This is a genomic window from Stenotrophomonas acidaminiphila (assembly GCA_002951995.1).
Taxonomy (GTDB): domain Bacteria; phylum Pseudomonadota; class Gammaproteobacteria; order Xanthomonadales; family Xanthomonadaceae; genus Stenotrophomonas; species Stenotrophomonas acidaminiphila_A.
This window is the reverse complement of sequence record CP019797.1, coordinates 2666402-2684356: the sequence shown is the minus strand read 5'-3', so window position 1 is coordinate 2684356 and position 17955 is coordinate 2666402. Positions and strand designations below refer to the sequence as shown.

Below are 17955 nucleotides of genomic sequence, written 5' to 3'. Positions count from 1 at the left end.
TGCTGCCCGGTCTGGGCGGTGGTTTCATCTTCGACGACCTGCCCAACATCGTACGCAATGCAAACCTGCGCTTCACGGGAGGGGGGTGGAGGATGTGCTGTACGCGGCGTACAGCTACAACGCCGGGCATTCGCGGGCGCTGTCGATGCTGAGCCTGGCGCTGGATCTCTGGCGCGGCGGGCCTGATCCCCAGGTCTTCAAATCCACCAACCTGTTCATCCATGCCCTGACGACGGTGGTGCTGGCGGTATTCCTGCGGCGGCTGTTGACGCTGGCGCAGTGGCCCGCCCGTCGTGCACTGGCTGGGGCCCTGATCATGGCCACCGTGTGGGCCATCCATCCCCTGCAGGTGTCCTCCGTGCTGTATGTGGTACAGCGGATGCAAACCCTGTGCACCTTGTTCGTGCTCGCCGCGCTGTGGGCCTATCTGGCCATGCGCCAGGCACAGATCCAAGGGGAGCGCAGTCGCCACTTCGGTCTGATGGCGCTGTTCTTCGGTGTTCTTGCCTTTGCCAGCAAGGAGGATGCCGTACTGTTGCCCGTCTACACGTTGGCATTGGAGTTGACGGTGCTGCGCATGCGGGCGGCATCGCCCGTGACCGCAAAGGTGTTGCGCGTCGGCTATGCCGGCTTTGCAGTGGTGGGGTTGGTGGCCTACCTGCTGGTCATCGTTCCACATTATTGGCACTGGGATGCCTACCCGGGCCGCGATTTCAGCAGCAGCGAACGCCTGCTCACCCAAGGCCGGGTGCTGGTGATGTATCTGTGCCAGATCGTATTGCCCTTGCCGCAGCTGCTTCCCTTCTACTACGACGACCTGGTCGTTTCGCGCGGCTGGCTGCAACCCGCCACCACATTGCCGGCCTGGCTCCTGTTGCTGGCCCTGTTGGCGTGGGCATGGCGCTGGCGCACCCGCGCCCCGGTGTTCTCCCTGGGCGTGTTGTTGTTCTTTGCCGGCCATTTCCTGACGAGCAATGTCATCAATGTGGAACTGGCGTTCGAGCACCGCAATCATTTCCCGCTGATCGGCGTGGTGCTCGCTGTCGGTGGGCTTTTCGTCATCGCATGCCAGCGTTGGGCGGTCCGCCCAATGATCATCGCCTTCATGCTGGGTCTGCTTCTCACGCTTGAGGCGGCGGCGACGTTGACGCGGGCTCATTCCTGGGGTGAGCCCATGCGGTTCGCACGTACCAGTGTGGCGATCAGCCCGGACTCCGCCCGCGCCTGGCTCGCGCTGTGTGCGGCCTATTTGGAGCGCACCGGCGGCAAGCAACATGCAGCGGGGATGCGGGAAGCAATCCAGGTCTGTGAGCGGGGGGGCGACCGGACCGGGTCGGCGCAGCTGCTCTCGAATGTGGTGATCTTCAAGACCCTGGAGGGAACCGTTGTGCCTGCCGACTGGGCGCGCTTCCTGGAGGCGCTGCGCAAAGGGGCGGCATATTCAAGCAATCAGGGAATTGCCCTTATAACGCTGGACAACCTGGATCGTGGCATCCCTCTTGATGAAGACGGTGTCATCCAGACGTTCGACCTTATCACCGAACATGCCATATTCCCGTCCGAGGCCTACCTGCGCATGGGGGGCTACATCTACAGCAAGAGCGCGCGGCCCGAGCATGCATTGCACTATCTGCGGCTTGCCGTGGAGGAATCCGAGCCGGACGATCCGCGTATCGACCTGATGCTCGCCCAGCTTGAGCAGGCTGGCCGGAAGGAATGGGTCGAGCAGTTGGTCCGCGTTCGAGGGCAGAAAGAGTGATCCGGCCGGTACGTGGCTCCGGCCATGTTGGTACGGAATTTGCTTCATTTTCGGATGGGCGGGATGTTGTATGCGCATCCCATGCAGGGGACATACGAGAGAGACGGATGCATGAACAATCCACAGCGCGGTTTCACCCTGATCGAGCTGATGATCGTGGTCGCGATCATCGCGATTCTTGCCGCCATTGCTCTTCCGCAGTATCGCAACTACACACAGAAGTCTGCGAACACTGCTTGCCTTGCCGAGGCAAAGGCTTACATGACCACAGCCGTGGTGGAGCTGGCCGATTACACGTTGCCTGTGGCCTTCGTGCCCAAGGCGTGTGGCGCGGACACCAGCCTGGGGCTTGGGGTGGGCGATTTCGCCACGCCGCGCTCGGTGACGTTCAGGGCGCGTGCCAAGGGCAACAGCGCCGTGAAGGTCGACACCGAGTGCAATACGGGCAGCGGGCAGTGTGCGCTCAAGCCGTGACGCGTTGGCGCCGTGCCATTGCCTGAGCGCGGGCCAGCGGGGGTACTGGGTTGCGGAGTGTCATCCCCCGCTGGGCTGCCGTTTGCCGCCTCCGGCAAGCAGCCGTTCCCAGCATGCCGCCAATGCGGTGGCTGACAGATAGCGCTCGAAGTAGTCGTGCGACTGGCGTGCCAACTGGGCGCGCTTCTCCGGATCCTGTGCAAGCCGGGTGATCGCTTCGGCCAGCGCCTCCGGCGTCGCGTCGCAGGTGATGGCCGGGATCGGCGGACACCCGTCGGGGGTGCTGTAGGCGCGCTGGGTAATGATCGCCTTGCCCGCGGCCAGTGCCATGTAAAGTTTGAACGGCAATACGCGCGCGGCCTTGCCGTCGCCACCGAAGACGCCGAGACATATATCCGCGCGTGCCAGGTGCGTGGCGATTATGCCGGGGGGCTGCCATCCTCGCAGCCATGTCACAGCCGGGTTGTCCTGCAACCAGCGGGACGCTTCGTCGGCCTGCTGTCCATCGCCGATCAGGGTGAATTCAAGGGAGTCCTGCCTGCGCAGCTTGTCGATGGCTTGTGCGATGACCGTGGTGCCCTGGAGGGGCACGAACGTGCCGATGAAGACCACGTGGGTATTGTTGCCCGTTCCGCGCGCACCGTCACCGGCTGGCAGCAGCGCCGTGTCCAGTGCCAGCGGGAAGGCGTGGATACGTTCGAGCGGAACGCCGAACAGCCTGTGAATGTGCTGCGCATTGGCCTGCGTGTCGACGATGACGTGGGTCGCCGCCCCTAGTGCGCGAATCTCGGCGCGGAGCAGCAAGCGTGAGAGCCGTCCGCCGGCCACGCCCATGCCTCTGTCCTGGAAGAGCGAGTCCCAGAGGGTGATGTACGCATCGCAGACGCATCGCGGTCGCCAGCGGCGTGGCAGCCAGGAAAGCAGCCACAGCAGAAAAGCGCTGGGATAGGGAACATAGACCCAGTCGCCCGCTCTGTGCTGCAAGAGCAGCCGGCAGAGTGATGAGGCTGTGCTCCAAGTAATTCTTGCCAGCCCCGCAACCTTCTGCACATGCGTGCCGCGCGCCAATTTCCAGAGATGGAAGTCCGGCCGCAACCAATACGCGATTTCCTCGACCTGGACACCAAGGTGCGATTCGAGCATACGGATGGTTGCACGTGCATTGGGATATCCAGGGCCGTTAAGCGCAACGCCTGCAACCCACATGATGGAGCTTCTGCTCGAGCGTGACGAGAACGTCATGGTTTACGCCGCGCGGCAAGTCCGGCCACGGTGATCAGCACTTCAATGCCGATCGTGATCAAGCGAACCACCATCATTGCCGTCAGCAGCGATATATGCGTGTTCGCGGCCAGCAGGGAAATCACGGATTCCCGTACGCCGAGCCCGCCTGGCACAAGGAATGCGAGCATGCCCGCGACAGTGCCGGTGAACAGATAGGCGCACAGCTCCAGTAGTGGAAACTGCCAGACAACGCATGCGTACGCGGCCAAGTAAAAGGGCATCGCGGCGGCGTAGAGGATCGCCGCACGTTGTAGGGCCGCGGGTTGCTTCACCCACGCTGTCAGGCGAGCAACAAGCCAGACGGTGAGGAAGGGCAGGAGAATGGTCGCTATTCCCAGTGCGTGATAACGGGACAACAACAAGTGCGCGCTGACGGCGATGGTCAGGCACAAGAGCATGGATAGAGCCTGCTCCAGTATTCCACTGTAGACGGCACTGTTGTGCAGACTGCCGAGCTGGCGCATCTGCAACCCGCGGCCGACGAGCTGCCAGATGCCCCCAGGTACGTACTTGGCCAACAGGCTACGCCCCCAGATGCGCCGTATGGTGGCTGGTGGCAAACCGCTGTCCAACGCTTCGCATAGTGCAACAAAGCCTTCCCGATTGAGCAGGGTGTGGCACGCCATCAGCAGGGCACAGGCAATCAGTGCCACAGGTTCCAAGGCCATGGGTGCCGCATTCACTTGCGATAGTCCGCTGTTCAAGCTCCGCGCGGTGAAGGCTAGCGTGGCTATGGCGAGGCCATAACCAAGCAAGAGTCTCGCCCATGATCTCGGTCGCAAATCAGTCATCCGTCCTGTGCCAACGGTGGAGATACTGGAAGGTGAAAAGCCCGCGGAAAGGCCAGAAATCAAGTGCTTTTGCGGGCACCATGGACCATGGGTGCGCCTCGAAAAGGCGTAGATTGCGCCGCTCCTGGCGCATGTGCAGGCCCGCGGAGCGTCCGAGTTCGATTATGTTGGGGCGGGCGTAGAAGTGCAGGTGGGTCCGGTCATGAATACCGCGATCACGTTGCGGCCAGTATCCGAAGAAGTACAGGTCCACCAATGTCGAAAGATGGCGTACGTTGGGCAGGCTGGTTATGAGTTGCCCATTCCTTGCCAGCATCCTCGCAAGTTTCTTCAACGTACTTGCAGGATCGACCAAATGCTCAAGGACATCTGCGCAGATGATGAGATCAAAGGGGGGTTCGCTTGCAAGCGTTTCCAAGGTCTGGGGGTCATCCACAGATCCCTGGATGACCCGCGGGAAGTAGGTGCGTGCCAACGATGCCCGATCCGGGTCGGGTTCGATTCCCAAGGCATCGCAATGGGGGAAGCTGTCGCGGAGTTGCCTCCCCAGTAATCCAGCGCCGCAGCCAACGTCCAGTATCCGTGTTGGGGAGCCGGTAACGAGCCTCATTACGTCTGGGCGTCCTCCCGAGTAGCCCTGCATGCGCTCGCGCAAAGTTGCGACCGATAGTACGGACATGATCAGTCGTCACGCCGATAGGTAAGGTTGGTGATCTGCTCGGAGATCAGCCCGATCAGGAAGATGATGACCGCCGCGCTGAACAGCAGCGTGCTCATGTTGGTCAGCCGGTGCATCGTGGCGAAGGTATAGCCGTAATACCCGAGCCCGGTGAGGAAAAAGCACGCGGCGATTGGCGCGAACAGCTTCAGTGGCGAGTACAGCGTGGCGATCTTGAAGATGATCAGCAGGAAGCGGATGCCGTCCTTGATCGGGCGGATATGGCTGCTGGTGCCCACGCGCCGTGCGACCGGAATCGGCACGTAGGCCACCGGGTAGGCGCTGCGGAAAAACGCCATGGTGCTGGTGGTGGGGTAGCTGAAGCCATTGGGCAACAGGTGCAGGAATTCGCGGAAGCGCTCGGCCCTCACGGCCCGGAAGCCGGAGGTGAGATCGTCGATGCGATGGCCGGTCATGTGGCTGGCGAGGCGATTGTAGAAGCCGTTGGCCAGGCCGCGGTGCAGGTTGGCCTGGCCGCTGCGGTCGCGAGCCCCGACCACCATGTCGTAGCCCTCGTCCAGCTTGGCCAGCAGGGCGCCGATGTGCTCGGCGCTGTGCTGGCCGTCGGCATCCATGAACACCAGGATCTCGCCACTGGCGGTGCGTGCGCCGCGCTTGATCGCCGCGCCATTGCCCATGGAGTAGGGGTGGCTGACCACCCGGGCGCCGTGGCCGGCCGCAATGGTGGCGGTGGCGTCGGTGGAGCCATCGTCGACCACGATGATCTCCGCCAGCGGCCAGGCCTGGCGCAGTGCCGGCAGGGTGCGCTGCAGCCCCTCGGCCTCGTTCTTCGCCGGCAATATGATGCTCAATCGCTGCACGTTCTGTACCCGTCGTTCTCCCCGGCGGACATGGTAGCGGGAACCTGCCGCCCTGGGATGGAGCGGGTTCTCATTCCTTGTGCTGGGGCCATCGGCATAGAATTATGCCCTTGCCGTTGCCATCCACCGGGGTGCCCGTTGAAAGCTCTTGTCTGCGGCGGCGCCGGCTATATCGGCAGCCACATGGCGCGGCTGCTGGCGGCGCATGGCCACGAGGTGGTGGTGCTGGACGACCTGTCCACCGGGCACGCGCAGGCGGTGCAATGGGGGCGGTTGATCCAGGCCGACGTGCTGCACCCGCCGTCGCTGGAGGCCGCATTCGCCGGGCAGCGGTTCGACGCCGTGTTCCACTTCTGCGCGCGCTCGCTGGTCGCCGAGTCGATGGTCCGGCCCTATGACTATTACGCCAGCAACGTGGTCGGCACCCTCAACCTGCTTGAGACGATGCGCCGGCACGGGGTGCGGCGGCTGGTGTTCTCCTCGAGCGCGTCGGTGTTCGGTCACCCGGTTGCCGGCATGGTCGACGAGGACCATCCCGCCCGGCCGATCAACCCGTACGGCGCCAGCAAGCTGATGGTCGAACGCATCCTGGCCGACGCGGCGACGGCCTACGGGCTGGATTCGGTGGCATTGCGCTACTTCAATGCGGCCGGCGCGGCGGCCGATGCGTGCATCGGCGAGTCGCACGCCTGCGAGACCCACCTGATTCCCAACGTGCTGCGGTCGGTGCTCGGGAGCGGGCCGGCGCTGAAGATATTCGGCGGCGACTATCCCACGCCCGATGGCACCTGCATCCGTGATTACGTGCATGTCGAGGATCTGGCGCAGGCGCACCTGCTGGCGCTGGATTACCTGGATGCCCATCCGGGCGCGCATGCGTTCAACCTCGGCAACGGGCGCGGCTTTTCCGTGCGCGAGGTCATCGCCGCGGCGTCGGCGGTCACCGGTTGCGTCGTGCCCTGGGAGATGGCGCCGCGCCGTGCCGGCGATCCGGCGGTGCTGGTCGCTTCAAGCCGGCGGGCGCAGGCGGAACTGGGCTGGTCGCCGGCCTGGACCGACCTGGAGGCCATCATCGACAGTGCCTGGCGCTGGCATCGCACGCAGCCCTGGTGAGCTGGCGTTGCGGCGCGTTGGTCAATAGGTGACCACCCGCACCGGCTGCAGGCTGCCGGCGTCGAGCACCACGCGGCCGGCACCGTGCCGGGCCACGATCGGCAGGCTGCGGAACGGGGTGTCTGCCGGGTTGGCAGCGGGCTGGCCGTCGGCGGTGCTGGGCGTGGCGTTGAAGGCCAGCCGCGGTACGATGTCGGCGTAGGGCACGTACCACGCCGGCTTCCGCTCCCGTTCCCTCCCGGTATCGAGGAAGGCGGCGAGCGCGGAGTCGTGGCTGCTGCGTGACGTTCCCGGCCGCAGGCCCACCAGCCGTGGCGTGCCCCATGCCAGCCGCGACCAGCGGGGATCGCTGGCCCGGGCCAGGCCGGATGCCTCCACCTCGTTGGCCAGGACCACGGCCAGGCGCATGTCGCTGGCGACCACGAATGCCGGCCGGGTCTGCCACAGCATGTGCAGCCCGAAGAGCAGGAACGCCAGCTGCAGCAGGCCGATGATGGCCAGATCCAGGCGCAGGCTTTCCTTGCCGGGCTTGAATGCGACCAGGGTCAGCAACGGCCCGGCGACCATCTGCGCAAGCAACAGCAACCCCAGCAGCGGCAGCACCCCGAGATGCGGTACAGCCCCCAGGGGTGCCATAGCGGCACGATGATGGCGGCGATCGCGGCGACCAGCACCAGGCTGGCCAGGGCATGCACGGCGGCGGCTTTCCAGCGGGTCATGGAAGAATGGGGGCAGGGAGAAGGCGCCATGTCCAATGGCGGGGGTTCTGGACGGACGTGCTGGATGACGCCCGGTGTTGCGGCTTTCCTGCTCTATGCCTGGGAGATCAGCATATCGATCGCGTCGATCAGGGTGTTGGCGTGAGCCGACAACGAGTGCACGGGTTTGCCCAGTTTGCTGGCCGGCACCGACACCATCTCAAGTGGGTGCAATACGCATTGCTTGTGCTCGATCACGAAGATCGGGTTCAAGGTGGCGTGGTGGATGTCCGGGAGCGCTGTACGCAGTACCAGCGGAACCACCATCCTTCGGTGATATCCGCCCAAGGAGGGCGATTGCACATCCACCACGTAGGGAATCGCCGGGTTCCTGCCTGGATTCTCGAAGACGTCGTACTGGGCCATCAGAGCGTGGAGAACTCGTCGGCGATGGAGCCGTGGCGGTTGTTGAAGTCGTTCCAGACATCCGTCGATTTCTTCAGGCGCTCGCGGTCGTTGCGCAATTCAAGGGTCTTTTGTTCGACAAAGCTTGCCAGCATGGCTTCCACCTCGGCGGACAGGTTCGTGGTCAGGTTACGCGCCTGGGCGACCAGATCCTGATTGAGGGACAGATTGACCGGGCGTTTGGGGGCAGTGGTGTCGTAGAACGTAAGCATTGGAATTTTCTCCGGCTTCATGCGCATTATATGCGCATTGCCGTTGTGCGCAACGCATCGCGCCTTTTCCAAGACGTCCGCCATCCCGCTTCCCCCCGTACAATCGCCCAACTGTCGTCCATGCCGGGGAACACCATGAATACAGCCGTCGCCGCCAATCTCGTGGGCATCACCGGGATCGCCCGCCGCCTGGTGCAGGACGGTGCACTGGACGAGACCGCGGCGCGCAACGCGATGGCGCAGGCGGCGGCGGCCAAGGTGCCGCTGGCGCAGTGGCTGGCCGAGAAGAAGCTGGTCAACGCCGCGCAGCTGGCCGCGGCCAATGCGGTCGAGTTCGGCATGCCGCTGCTGGATGCCTCGGTGTTCGACGCCAACCACAATGCGATGAAGCTGGTCAGCGAGGAGCTGCTGCGCAAGCACAACGTGCTGCCGCTGTTCAGGCGTGGCGGCAAGCTGTTCATCGGCACCAGCAACCCGACCCAGTCGCTGGACGAGATCAAGTTCCATACCAACCTGGTGGTCGAACCGATCCTGGTCGACGAGGACCAGATCCGGCGCACGCTCGACCTGTGGGTGGCGAGCAACGAAAGCCTGACCGGCGGGCTGGGCGACGACGAAGAGGGCATGGGCGACCTGGACGTCGCCGCCGGCGACGAGGACATGGGGGGCGGTGGCGATACCGGCATCGACGCCAAGGGCGACGACACCCCGGTGGTCAAGTTCGTCAACAAGGTGCTGGTGGACGCGATCCGCCGTGGCGCCTCGGACATCCACTTCGAGCCGTACGAAGACGACTACCGGGTGCGGTTCCGCATCGACGGCCTGCTCAAGACCGTGGCCCGGGCGCCGGTGAAGCTGCGCGAGCGCATTGCCGCGCGCCTGAAGGTGATGTCGCAGCTGGACATCGCCGAGAAGCGGGTGCCGCAGGACGGCCGCATCAAGCTCAACCTGTCCAAGACCAAGCAGATCGACTTCCGCGTGAGCACGCTGCCGACGCTGTTCGGCGAGAAGATCGTGCTGCGTATCCTCGACGGCAGCGCGGCCAAGCTGGGCATCGACAAACTGGGTTACGAACCGGTGCAGCAGAAGCTGTTCCTGGACGCCATCCACAAGCCGTACGGCATGGTGCTGGTGACCGGCCCCACCGGTTCGGGCAAGACGGTGTCGCTGTACACCGCGCTGGGCATCCTCAACGACGAGACCCGCAACATCTCCACCGCGGAGGACCCGGTTGAAATCCGCCTGCCGGGCGTGAACCAGGTACAGCAGAACAACAAGCGCGGCATGACCTTCGCCGCGGCGCTGCGCTCGTTCCTGCGCCAGGATCCGGACGTGATCATGGTCGGCGAAATCCGTGACCTGGAGACCGCGGAGATCGCCATCAAGGCGGCGCAGACCGGCCACATGGTGCTGTCCACCCTGCATACCAACGACGCGCCGCAGACCATCGCGCGCCTGATGAACATGGGCATCGCCCCGTACAACATCACCTCTTCGGTCACCCTGGTCATCGCCCAGCGCCTGGCGCGGCGCCTGTGCGCCAACTGCAAGAAGCCGGCGCACCTGCCGGACAATGCGCTGCTGGCCGAGGGGTTCACCCAGGAGCAGATCGACAAGGGCATCCAGCTCTACGAGCCGGTCGGCTGCGATGAGTGCACCGAGGGCTACAAGGGCCGTACCGGTATCTACCAGGTGATGCCGATGACGGACGAGATCGCCACCATCGTGCTGCAGGGCGGCAACGCGCTGGACATCGCCGAGGCCGCGCAGAAGATCGGGGTCAACGACCTGCGCCAGTCGGCCCTGCTCAAGGCCGCGCAGGGGATCACCAGCCTGACCGAGATCAACCGCGTCACCAAGGACTGACCCGCCCCGGGCGCCCCCCTTCCGTCCACGGAAGCCGGCGCCAGTTGCGAGGCCAGGCGGCCGGTCGGGGGGTGTTCCCGGGCTTGGCCCGGGCAGCCCGGGCCGCTGCTGCCGGCCTGTCCCGGGACAGCCACCGGCCACCCCGGTGACGGGTGCCCGGAAGCCCGCCGGGGCGGCCCTCCCGGGGCCCTCGAAGGCAGTTCCACCGCCGGCCATGATTGCGCTACGCTGGCGCGGCACGTGTCGGTCCAGGGCAGCCAGGTCTGGGGGAAGGGGCATGAGCGGTAGCGCATGGTCGGGCGAAGACAGGATGTTCGAGTTCCGCCAGGAACTGGTCGATGGTGGCCAGCCGCCGGACAGTCCTCCTTTCACCGTGTTGAGCGTCGATGACGATCCCGGTTTCCAGCAGTCGCTGCGCATGGCGCTGTCCGATTTCCGTTTCAACGAAAGCCCGCTGCGGCTGCTGACGGCGTCATCGTCCAGCGAAGCGCGCGACGTGATGGCCGCCAACCCGGGCATCTCCGCGATCCTGCTCGACGTGGTGATGGAGACCGACGACGCCGGCCTGCAGCTGGTGCGCGCGGTACGCGAGCAGCTGGGCAACTCCGAAGTACGCATCGTGCTGATCACTGGGCAGCCGGGCATGGCGCCGCTGCGCAAGACCCTGCAGCAGCTGGACATCAGCGAGTACTGGCTCAAGACCGATCTGTACCGCGAGCGGCTGCAGGGCATCGTCACCGGCTCGCTGCGGACCTGGAGCGAGATCCACGCGCTGGCGCGGGCCAAGCGCGGCCTGAAGCACATCGTGCAGGCCGGCAGCCGCCTGGCCGGGCTGCGCGACCCCGACGATTTTTCGCGCCAGCTGCTGTGCGAACTGGCGGCATTGCTGGAAGTGCCGCTCGATGGCCTGGTGTGCGTGCACGACGGTTCGGCCGACCTGCCGGTGTCCGAGGCGATGGTGACCGCAGCCGATGGCGGCTTCGCGACGCTGCAGGGGTGCCGCGTGCAGGACATCGCCGACCCCATGGTCCGCGACCTGCTGCTGGACGCGTTCACCCGCCGCTGCAGCATCGGCATGCCGTCCAGCCAGGTGCTGTTCCTGGATGGCGGCGGCACGGTGGCGCCGATGGCCATCTACCTGGCGACCGAGCGTTCGCTCGACGCCGAGGAGCACGAACTGCTGCAGGTGTTCGTCACCCATGCCAATGCCGGCCTGGTCAATGTCGACCTGGCGGCGCGTCTGGAGCGCGTCGCCTATCGCGACAGCCTGCTGGACATCCCCAACGGCAATGCCCTGCGCCGTGACCTGCGGCAGGTGCTGGAGCAGCCCGGGCGCTGTGGGCAGAGCCTGCTGGTGGTCGACCTGGGGCAGTACAGCGACGGCAGCCTGGCACTGGGGCCGGAGCAGGGCGACCTGCTGCTGCAGCGCATGGCCGACCGCCTGGCACAGATGTATCCGCCGCCGTGCAGCATCGCGCGGCTGCACGAAGGCACCTTCGCGGTACTGGGGCCGTCCGCGCACCTGGCCTCCGATCCCGTCGATGCGCTGGAACAGAGCGAGGACACCGGTGAGCTGCCGTTCCTGCGGGTCGATGCGGCACGGGTGGATCTGGACCAGTACCGCGGCGGCGCGGGCGGCGCGGTGGCCGCCGGCCTGCTGCTGGTCACCCGGATCCGTGCCAATGGCGGGCACGGCGTGGCCGAATACCAGGTCGAGAGCGAGCAGGAGAACCTGTGCCGCTTCATGGAGTCGCGCGCGCTCTACCGGGCGCTGCGCGAGGACCGCGTCGGCATCGCGCTGCAGGCACAGGTGGATCTCGAGACCGGGGCCATCGTCGGCGCCGAGGCGCTGGCCCGCTGGACCGAGGACGGACGCCCGCAATCGCCGGCCAGCTTCATTCCGGTAGCCGAGGCCAGTGGCCTGATCGTGCCGCTGGGCGGGCGCGTGATCGAACTGGTCTGCGAGGCCCTGCGGGCGATGGAGCAGGCGGGTTTCCCGGACATCCCGCTGTCGGTCAACGTGTCACCGCTGCAGCTGGGCCGTCGCGAGTTCATCGAGGAACTGGCCGCCATGGTGGCGCGCCACGGGATCGAGCCGCGGCGGATGGAGATCGAGATCACCGAGGGCGCGGTGATGAGCGATTACCAGGATGGTCGCGAGCTGCTGGCGCGCCTGCGCCGGCTCGGCTTCGGCATCGCGGTGGACGATTTCGGGACCGGCTATTCGTCGCTGCGCTACGTGCATTCGCTGCCGGTCACCCGGCTCAAGCTGGACCGGCAGTTCACCGCCGGCGTCGGCGAACAGGGCGAGCAGGGCGAGGGCGCCAACGTGGCGGACATGATCATCACCCTGGGCCACCGGCTGGGCCTGGACATCGTCGCCGAGGGCGTGGAAACCCCCGCCCAGGTCGAATGGCTGCGCCGTCACGGGTGCCCCTGCGCACAAGGCTACCTGTTCGCGCATCCCGAACCGGTGGAGGACTTCATCGCGCGCCTGCGCGGCCAGGGCTGAGCCATGCGCCGCCTCTGGCAGTGGCCGCGGCTGCGTTGGCAGGAAGCATGGGTCGCGATGCGCGCGCATCCGTGGCGGGTGACGCTGATCGCCGCCCCCTGGCTGCTGGGCCTGCTGACCGTGGTGCCGATGCTCTGGTACGAAATGGACCGGGCCGTGCGCCTGCCCGAACGCCAGGCCGCGCAGGATGCGCTGGAGAACGCCGCGCAGTCGATGCTGCGCCGGCTGGGCCGGTTGCGCGACGACACGCGCTTCATCGCCTTCCTGACCCCGCGGCTGCTGGAAACCGGGTCGGAGGCGCAGTTGCTGGAAACCTACACCAGCTTCCTGATGGCCGGGCGCGATTACCACAAGGTGCGCTGGATGGACGCGACCGGGCAGGAGCGCCTGCGCGTGGACCAGGAAGGTGGCAGCATCCTGCGCGTGCCGGGCGGCGCGCTGCAGGACAAGCGCGGCCGGCCGTTCTTCGAGAATGCGCTGCTGCTGCAGCCGGGCGAGATCCATCTTTCCCCGCTGGACCTGAATTTCGAGAACGGCCGCATCGAGCAGCCGTTGCGGCCGACCCTGCGCGCCTCCTCGCCGTTCCTGATGGCCGATGGCAGCGTCGGCGTGGCCGTGGTGAACCTGCACGGCAACGTGCTGCTCAAGCGCCTGCGCGACCGTGCGTCGCAGTCGGGTTTCAGCCTGTATCTGGTCCATCCCGACGGCTATTGGCTGCTGGGCCCCACCCCGGGCGAGGCCTGGGGGTGGCAGCTGGGCCACGCCGAGCACACCGTGGCGACATTCGATCCGGCGTTGTGGGCCGCCATGCAGCGACGGTCCGCCGGCAGCTGGCGCGACTGGAGCTTCACCACCCTGCAGGCGGCCTGGCGCGGTACCGAGGGCGACCTGCTCGCACACGCCGACCCGACGGTGGGGCAGCTGCGCCTGCTGGTGCACCGCTCGCGCCCGCCGACCGCGCGCTGGAAGGCCGTGCTCGGCGGCCTGGCGCTGCTGGGCGGCGTGCTGGTGCTGTGGCTGCTGCTGGCGCAGGCGCGCGGCATGGCGCGCGAACTGGCGTACATGCAGCGTCTGCGCGACAGCAATGCCGCGCTGGAGCTGGCCAACGAACACCTGCAGGCGGCGCAGCAGGAACTGGCGCGTGCCGAGCGCCTGTCGTCGCTGGGGCTGATGGTGGCGGGCGTCGCGCACGAAATGAACACCCCGCTGGCCAGTGCGCAGCTGGCACTGGGCACATTGCGTGGCGGCATCGCCCGCCTGCAGGCGCAGGTCATGGCGGGTCTGCGCCGGTCCGAGCTGGAGAGCTTCCTGGACGAGGCCACGGAGGCCTGTACCCTGGCCGACGGCGAGCTGCGACGCACGTCGGCGCTGGTGCAGCGGTTCAAGCAGGTGGCGGTGGACCGCGCATCGCTGGAGCGGCGTGATTTCGATCTGGCGGAGGTCCTGCTGGATGCCGACCCGCGGCTGCGCCGCGGCAGCCTCGACGAGGGCATCGCGCTGGAGCTGGACCTGGAGCCGGGCATCACCCTGCACAGTTACCCGGGGCCGCTGGAACAGGTGGTCGCCAACCTGCTCAACAATGCGCTGCTGCACGCGTATCCGCAGGCACGGCAGGGCCGCATCCGGCTGTCCGCGCATCGCGACGGGGACGCGCTGGTGCGGATCGAGATCGCCGATGATGGCCGCGGCATCGCGCCGGAGCACCTGTCGCGCATCTTCGAGCCGTTCTTCACCACCGCGCGGAACCGCGGCGGGACCGGGCTGGGGCTGCACATCGTCCACCAGATCGTGACCGAGGTACTGGGCGGGCGGATCGAGGTCAGCAGCCACCGCGCGGGCGATCCGGGCGGCCTGCCGGCGGGGACCTGCTTCACCCTGATCATCCCGCGCGAAGCCCCGAGCGCCCGCAGGGCGAGCCGCGCTAGCCGGAAACGCGGCGTACCGGCGCAAGCCCGGCCTGCCAGCCGTCGCCCCGGCGTGCGCTTGCGCGCGGTGCGCGCGGGGATCGCCGGCGAACACGAGGATCGCGCGGGCGCAGCGAAGGAGCGGAGGGCGCCTCGCGGGCGCGGGGAGTGTTGCTGCTGGAAGGGCGCGCCCGTCCGCGCGGCGGCAAGCGCCGGGTCAGTCCATGCCCAGCTTCTTGAGCTTGTAGCGCAGCGCGCGGAAGGTGATGCCCAGCTGCGCCGCGGTACGGGTCCGGTTCCAGCGGTTTTCTTCCAGCGCCTTCTGGATGGCCGCGCGCTCCATCTGTTCGATGTACGAGGGAAGGGCGGCATTGCCGGCATCGAGCTCGACCGCGGCGTCTTCGGCCGCGCAGCCGGCATCGCCGCGCGCGGCGGGCAGGCGCAGGTCGCTGGCGCCGATGCTGTCGCCATCGGCCAGGGCAAGCGCGCGCTCCAGCACGTTCTCCAGCTCGCGTACGTTGCCGGGGAAGGCGTAACCGGCCAGCGCGTCCAGCGCCGACGGCGACAACAGTGGCGTGGGCAGCTGCTGCGAGCGCGCCAGCCGGCTGAGGATGGCCGCCGCCAGCTGCGGCAGGTCGCCGCGGCGCTCGCGCAGCGGCGGCACGCGCAGTTCGATCACGTTGATGCGGTAGTACAGGTCGTGGCGGAAACGGCCGTCCTGCACCAGCGCCGCCAGGTCCTTGTGCGTGGCCGACAGGATGCGCACGTCCACCGGTACTTCGGTGGCCGAGCCGACCGGGCGCACCGATTTCTCTTGGATCGCGCGCAGCAGCTTGACCTGCATCTGCAGCGGCAACTCGGCCACTTCGTCCAGGAACAGGGTGCCCCCGTGCGCGGCCTGGAACAGCCCGGGCTTGTCCGCGTGCGCGCCGGTGAAGCTGCCCTTCTTGTGGCCGAAGAACTCGCTTTCCATCAGTTCGCCGGGGATGGCGCCGCAGTTGACCGGGATGAACGGCCCGGCCGCGCGCGCGCCCTGGTCGTGGATGGTGCGCGCCACCAGTTCCTTGCCGACGCCGGACTCGCCGACGATGTAGACCGGCGCCTGGCTGCGCGCGACCTTGGCGATGGTGGTGCGCAGGTCGGCCATCGCCTGCGACTCGCCGAGCAGGCGCGAGGCGCTTTCCGGTGGCGGCGACGGCGCCGCCCGCTCGCTGTTGTTGAGTTCCAGCGCGTGCTTGACCATGCCGCGCAGCACGCCGATGTCCACCGGCTTGCTGACGAAGTCGAAGGCGCCGGCCTTCAGCGCCTCCACCGCCAGGTCCATGCTGCCGAACGCGGTGATCATCGCCACCGGGGTGCGCGGGTGGTCGCGCGCGATCTCGGTGACCAGCTCGATGCCGTTGCCGTCGGGCAGGCGCATGTCGGTCAGGCACAGGTCGAAGCTGTTGCTGCCGAGCAGTTCGCGGGCTTCGGCCAGGTTGGCGGCGGTGCTGATGCGCAGCCCCATCCTGCCGAGGGTGAGGACCAGGAGTTCGCGGATGTCCCGTTCGTCGTCGACGACCAGCGCGCTATGCGTCACGTTCATGTTGAAAACGATAGCCGAGAGCGGCACTGGACGTCATCTTCCTGTCTCCGCGGCGGCGCTGGATCAGGCGGCGAAAGCGCCGTGCGGGGCGGGCATGACGATGCGGAAGCAGGCGCCGCGGGTCGGGACCGGGATGTATTCCAGCCGCGCCTGGCTGGCCCGGCACAGCTCCTGCGCGATGTACAGGCCCAGTCCGGTGCCGTGCTCGGACGTGGTGTAGAACGGCCGGAACAGCTGTGCGGCGACCGCCTCGGGGATGCCGGGGCCGCGGTCGATCACATCGATCACCGCGTGCCGGCCGGCGGACGCGACGCGGATCCGCACCTGTGCCGGCTCGTCGCCGGCGCGCCCGTACTTGAGCGCGTTGTGCACGAGTGCGGTCAGGATCTGGTGCAGGTGGCGCGGGTCCATCAGTGCCGGCACCGAGGACTCGCGGATGATGGATTCGACGTTGTCGGTCTCGGTGGACAGGGTCTGTCGGTACTCCAGCACGAAGCGCCGCACGAAGCTGGCCAGGTCCAGGTTCTCCGGGCTGGCGCGCTCGCGGCGGGCCAGCGCCAGCACGCTCTCGACGATGCCGTTGGTGCGCTGGCACTGCTGGTGGATGATCTGCAGCAGGCGCCGGTCGGCGTCGCCCAGGTCGCTGGATTCCTCGAGCAGCTGCGTGGCGTAGTTGATCGCCGCCAGCGGGTTGCGGATCTCGTGCGCCAGGCTGGCCGAGAAGCGGCCCAGGGTGGACAGGGTGAGCGACTCGGCGCGGCGCGAGACCACGCTGGTGTCGTCCAGGAACAGCAGGGTCTGGTCGCTGTCGGCCAGCAGGCGCGCGAAGCGCGGCTGCACCTCGGCCTGGCCGCCGGCCAGTTGCAGCGGCTGCTCCTCGCCGGTCGAGCCGTTGCGCCAGCGCTGCAGGCGCCGCGCCAGCTCCGGCGCCACCTGGCCCAGCCGCGCCTCGCCGCCGGCCAGGCCATCGCCGGCCTCGCCAAGCAGCGCGGTGGCGGCCTCGTTGGCCAGGGCGATGCGGCCGCCGCCATCCACCACCAGCACGCCGGTGCGCATGCGGCGGATGATCAGCTCGTTGATCTCGAACAGGTTGGCCACTTCGGCGCCACGCTGCTCGGCCAACTGCTGGTTGCGCCGGGCGCGGTTGCCGATCTGGTAGCTGATCCAGGCCAGGGCCAGGTAGCTGGTGACGAACATCGCCAGCTCGGCCACCGTGCGGGTGCTGTCGCCGCCTTCCAGTTCGCGCCAGCCGAACTCGGCCACGGTGGCGATGCTGGCCACCATGGCCAGCAGCATGCCGCCGGACAGCGGCAGCATCATCGCCGCGGCGGAGATGTTGAACAGCAGGGTCATGGAGATGCCGGCGCTGGCGCCGGGCAGGGCGTGGATGAGCAGGGTGGCGGCGAGGATGTCGCTCACCGCGCCCCAGAACACCAGCGGCTGCAGCCAGCGCTCGTTGCGGCCCCACGCCAGCAGGCCCAGCGCGACCGGCAGGTAGCCGATGCTCACCGCGCGTGCCAGCGCCGGGTGGTGCGCCTCGCTCATCAGCGCGCTCAGCGGGCTGAACACCAGTGCCGCGATCAGGCTGGCGATCAGCACCCGGTACAGCGCGAAGAAGTACAGCTCGCGCCGCGGTATCGATTCGATGCGGTCGATGAGCGAGGACGGGGAGGTCAAGCGCGGGGCTCCGGCGGCGGGCGGCAGCACGGAGTATAGGTGGGGGCCGGGATCGCGGTGACGGCCACCGCGACAA

The 17955-nt window shown here is 67.3% G+C and carries 15 protein-coding genes and 1 pseudogene; 6 read left to right on the top strand and 10 right to left on the bottom strand.

Features of this window, described 5'->3' with window-relative positions; all coding sequences use genetic code 11:
* Window positions 1-85: 85 nt before the first annotated feature.
* Together B1L07_12040 and B1L07_12035 are read left to right on the top strand one after the other, a co-directional pair.
* The gene (locus B1L07_12040; GenBank protein AUZ55695.1) at window positions 86-1759 is read left to right on the top strand and encodes a hypothetical protein; all 1674 of its coding nucleotides are present in this window, start codon (window positions 86-88) and stop codon (window positions 1757-1759) included.
* 111 nt (window positions 1760-1870) lie between these two features.
* A complete protein-coding gene (locus tag B1L07_12035) occupies window positions 1871-2233 on the top strand; it encodes a prepilin-type N-terminal cleavage/methylation domain-containing protein (GenBank protein AUZ56577.1) in 363 nt (120 codons plus the stop codon).
* A gap of 60 nt (window positions 2234-2293) precedes the next feature.
* Here the strand turns inward: B1L07_12035 and B1L07_12030 are convergent, their stop codons facing one another.
* From B1L07_12030 to B1L07_12015, 4 genes are all read right to left on the bottom strand, one after another.
* Window positions 2294-3376, bottom strand: coding sequence for a hypothetical protein (locus tag B1L07_12030; protein AUZ55694.1), 1083 nt, complete (start codon window positions 3374-3376; stop codon window positions 2294-2296).
* Window positions 3377-3471: 95 nt separating this feature from the next.
* The gene (locus tag B1L07_12025) at window positions 3472-4185 is read right to left on the bottom strand and encodes a hypothetical protein (protein AUZ55693.1); all 714 of its coding nucleotides are present in this window, start codon (window positions 4183-4185) and stop codon (window positions 3472-3474) included.
* Window positions 4186-4300: 115 nt separating this feature from the next.
* A complete protein-coding gene (locus B1L07_12020) occupies window positions 4301-4918 on the bottom strand; it encodes a hypothetical protein (protein ID AUZ55692.1) in 618 nt (205 codons plus the stop codon).
* 71 nt (window positions 4919-4989) lie between these two features.
* Window positions 4990-5847, bottom strand: coding sequence for a glycosyl transferase (locus tag B1L07_12015; GenBank protein AUZ55691.1), 858 nt, complete (start codon window positions 5845-5847; stop codon window positions 4990-4992).
* A 138-nt stretch (window positions 5848-5985) separates the two neighbouring features.
* On the opposite strand from B1L07_12015, the gene B1L07_12010 reads away from it, so the two are divergent.
* Window positions 5986-6960, top strand: coding sequence for a UDP-glucose 4-epimerase GalE (locus B1L07_12010; GenBank protein ID AUZ55690.1), 975 nt, complete (start codon window positions 5986-5988; stop codon window positions 6958-6960).
* A gap of 21 nt (window positions 6961-6981) precedes the next feature.
* Here the strand turns inward: B1L07_12010 and B1L07_12005 are convergent, their stop codons facing one another.
* The 3 genes from B1L07_12005 to B1L07_11995 all read right to left on the bottom strand — a co-directional run bounded on the left by B1L07_12005 (window position 6982) and on the right by B1L07_11995 (window position 8335).
* Window positions 6982-7563 carry a hypothetical protein gene (locus B1L07_12005; GenBank protein AUZ55689.1) on the bottom strand — a complete coding sequence of 194 codons (582 nt, stop codon included), beginning with the start codon at window positions 7561-7563 and terminating at the stop codon, window positions 6982-6984.
* A 209-nt stretch (window positions 7564-7772) separates the two neighbouring features.
* Complete coding sequence (locus tag B1L07_12000; protein AUZ55688.1) at window positions 7773-8084, bottom strand: hypothetical protein; 312 nt, start codon at window positions 8082-8084, stop codon at window positions 7773-7775.
* Entirely contained in the window at window positions 8084-8335 is a 252-nt protein-coding gene (locus B1L07_11995) for a plasmid maintenance protein CcdB (GenBank protein AUZ55687.1), read from the bottom strand. The genes B1L07_12000 and B1L07_11995 overlap by 1 nt, the downstream gene beginning before the upstream one ends.
* Window positions 8336-8470: 135 nt before the next feature.
* On the opposite strand from B1L07_11995, the gene B1L07_11990 reads away from it, so the two are divergent.
* Both B1L07_11990 and B1L07_11985 read left to right on the top strand, forming a co-directional pair.
* Complete coding sequence (locus tag B1L07_11990) at window positions 8471-10201, top strand: type IV-A pilus assembly ATPase PilB (protein ID AUZ56576.1); 1731 nt, start codon at window positions 8471-8473, stop codon at window positions 10199-10201.
* Window positions 10202-10511: 310 nt separating this feature from the next.
* Window positions 10512-12713, top strand: a complete 2202-nt coding sequence (locus B1L07_11985) for a hypothetical protein (protein AUZ55686.1) — start codon at window positions 10512-10514, stop codon at window positions 12711-12713.
* A 707-nt stretch (window positions 12714-13420) separates the two neighbouring features.
* Here B1L07_11985 and B1L07_11980 read toward each other — a convergent pair.
* A complete protein-coding gene (locus tag B1L07_11980) occupies window positions 13421-13777 on the bottom strand; it encodes a hypothetical protein (GenBank protein ID AUZ55685.1) in 357 nt (118 codons plus the stop codon).
* Between the two features lie 493 nt (window positions 13778-14270).
* Between B1L07_11980 and B1L07_11975 the strand changes: the two are divergent.
* Window positions 14271-14606 (top strand): annotated as a pseudogene (locus tag B1L07_11975) (hypothetical protein).
* 228 nt (window positions 14607-14834) lie between these two features.
* Here B1L07_11975 and B1L07_11970 read toward each other — a convergent pair.
* Together B1L07_11970 and B1L07_11965 are read right to left on the bottom strand one after the other, a co-directional pair.
* A complete protein-coding gene (locus tag B1L07_11970; GenBank protein ID AUZ55684.1) occupies window positions 14835-16202 on the bottom strand; it encodes a sigma-54-dependent Fis family transcriptional regulator in 1368 nt (455 codons plus the stop codon).
* 63 nt (window positions 16203-16265) lie between these two features.
* Entirely contained in the window at window positions 16266-17879 is a 1614-nt protein-coding gene (locus B1L07_11965) for a PAS domain-containing sensor histidine kinase (protein AUZ55683.1), read from the bottom strand.
* Between the last annotated feature and the right edge of the window lie 76 nt (window positions 17880-17955).

Excerpts from the sequence above, each read along its gene's own strand:
- B1L07_11980 (AUZ55685.1), bottom strand. The coding sequence starts at position 13,777 with ATGTACGCCAGTTCGCGCGCCATGCCGCGCGCCTGCGCCAGCAGCAGC.
- B1L07_11985 (AUZ55686.1), top strand. The coding sequence starts at position 10,512 with ATGTTCGAGTTCCGCCAGGAACTGGTCGATGGTGGCCAGCCGCCGGAC.
- B1L07_11990 (AUZ56576.1), top strand. The coding sequence starts at position 8,471 with ATGAATACAGCCGTCGCCGCCAATCTCGTGGGCATCACCGGGATCGCC.
- B1L07_11970 (AUZ55684.1), bottom strand. The coding sequence starts at position 16,202 with ATGAACGTGACGCATAGCGCGCTGGTCGTCGACGACGAACGGGACATC.
- B1L07_12025 (AUZ55693.1), bottom strand. The coding sequence starts at position 4,185 with ATGGCCTTGGAACCTGTGGCACTGATTGCCTGTGCCCTGCTGATGGCG.
- B1L07_12000 (AUZ55688.1), bottom strand. The coding sequence starts at position 8,084 with ATGGCCCAGTACGACGTCTTCGAGAATCCAGGCAGGAACCCGGCGATT.
- B1L07_12030 (AUZ55694.1), bottom strand. The coding sequence starts at position 3,376 with ATGCTCGAATCGCACCTTGGTGTCCAGGTCGAGGAAATCGCGTATTGG.
- B1L07_12035 (AUZ56577.1), top strand. The coding sequence starts at position 1,871 with ATGAACAATCCACAGCGCGGTTTCACCCTGATCGAGCTGATGATCGTG.
- B1L07_12020 (AUZ55692.1), bottom strand. The coding sequence starts at position 4,918 with ATGAGGCTCGTTACCGGCTCCCCAACACGGATACTGGACGTTGGCTGC.
- B1L07_11995 (AUZ55687.1), bottom strand. The coding sequence starts at position 8,335 with ATGCTTACGTTCTACGACACCACTGCCCCCAAACGCCCGGTCAATCTG.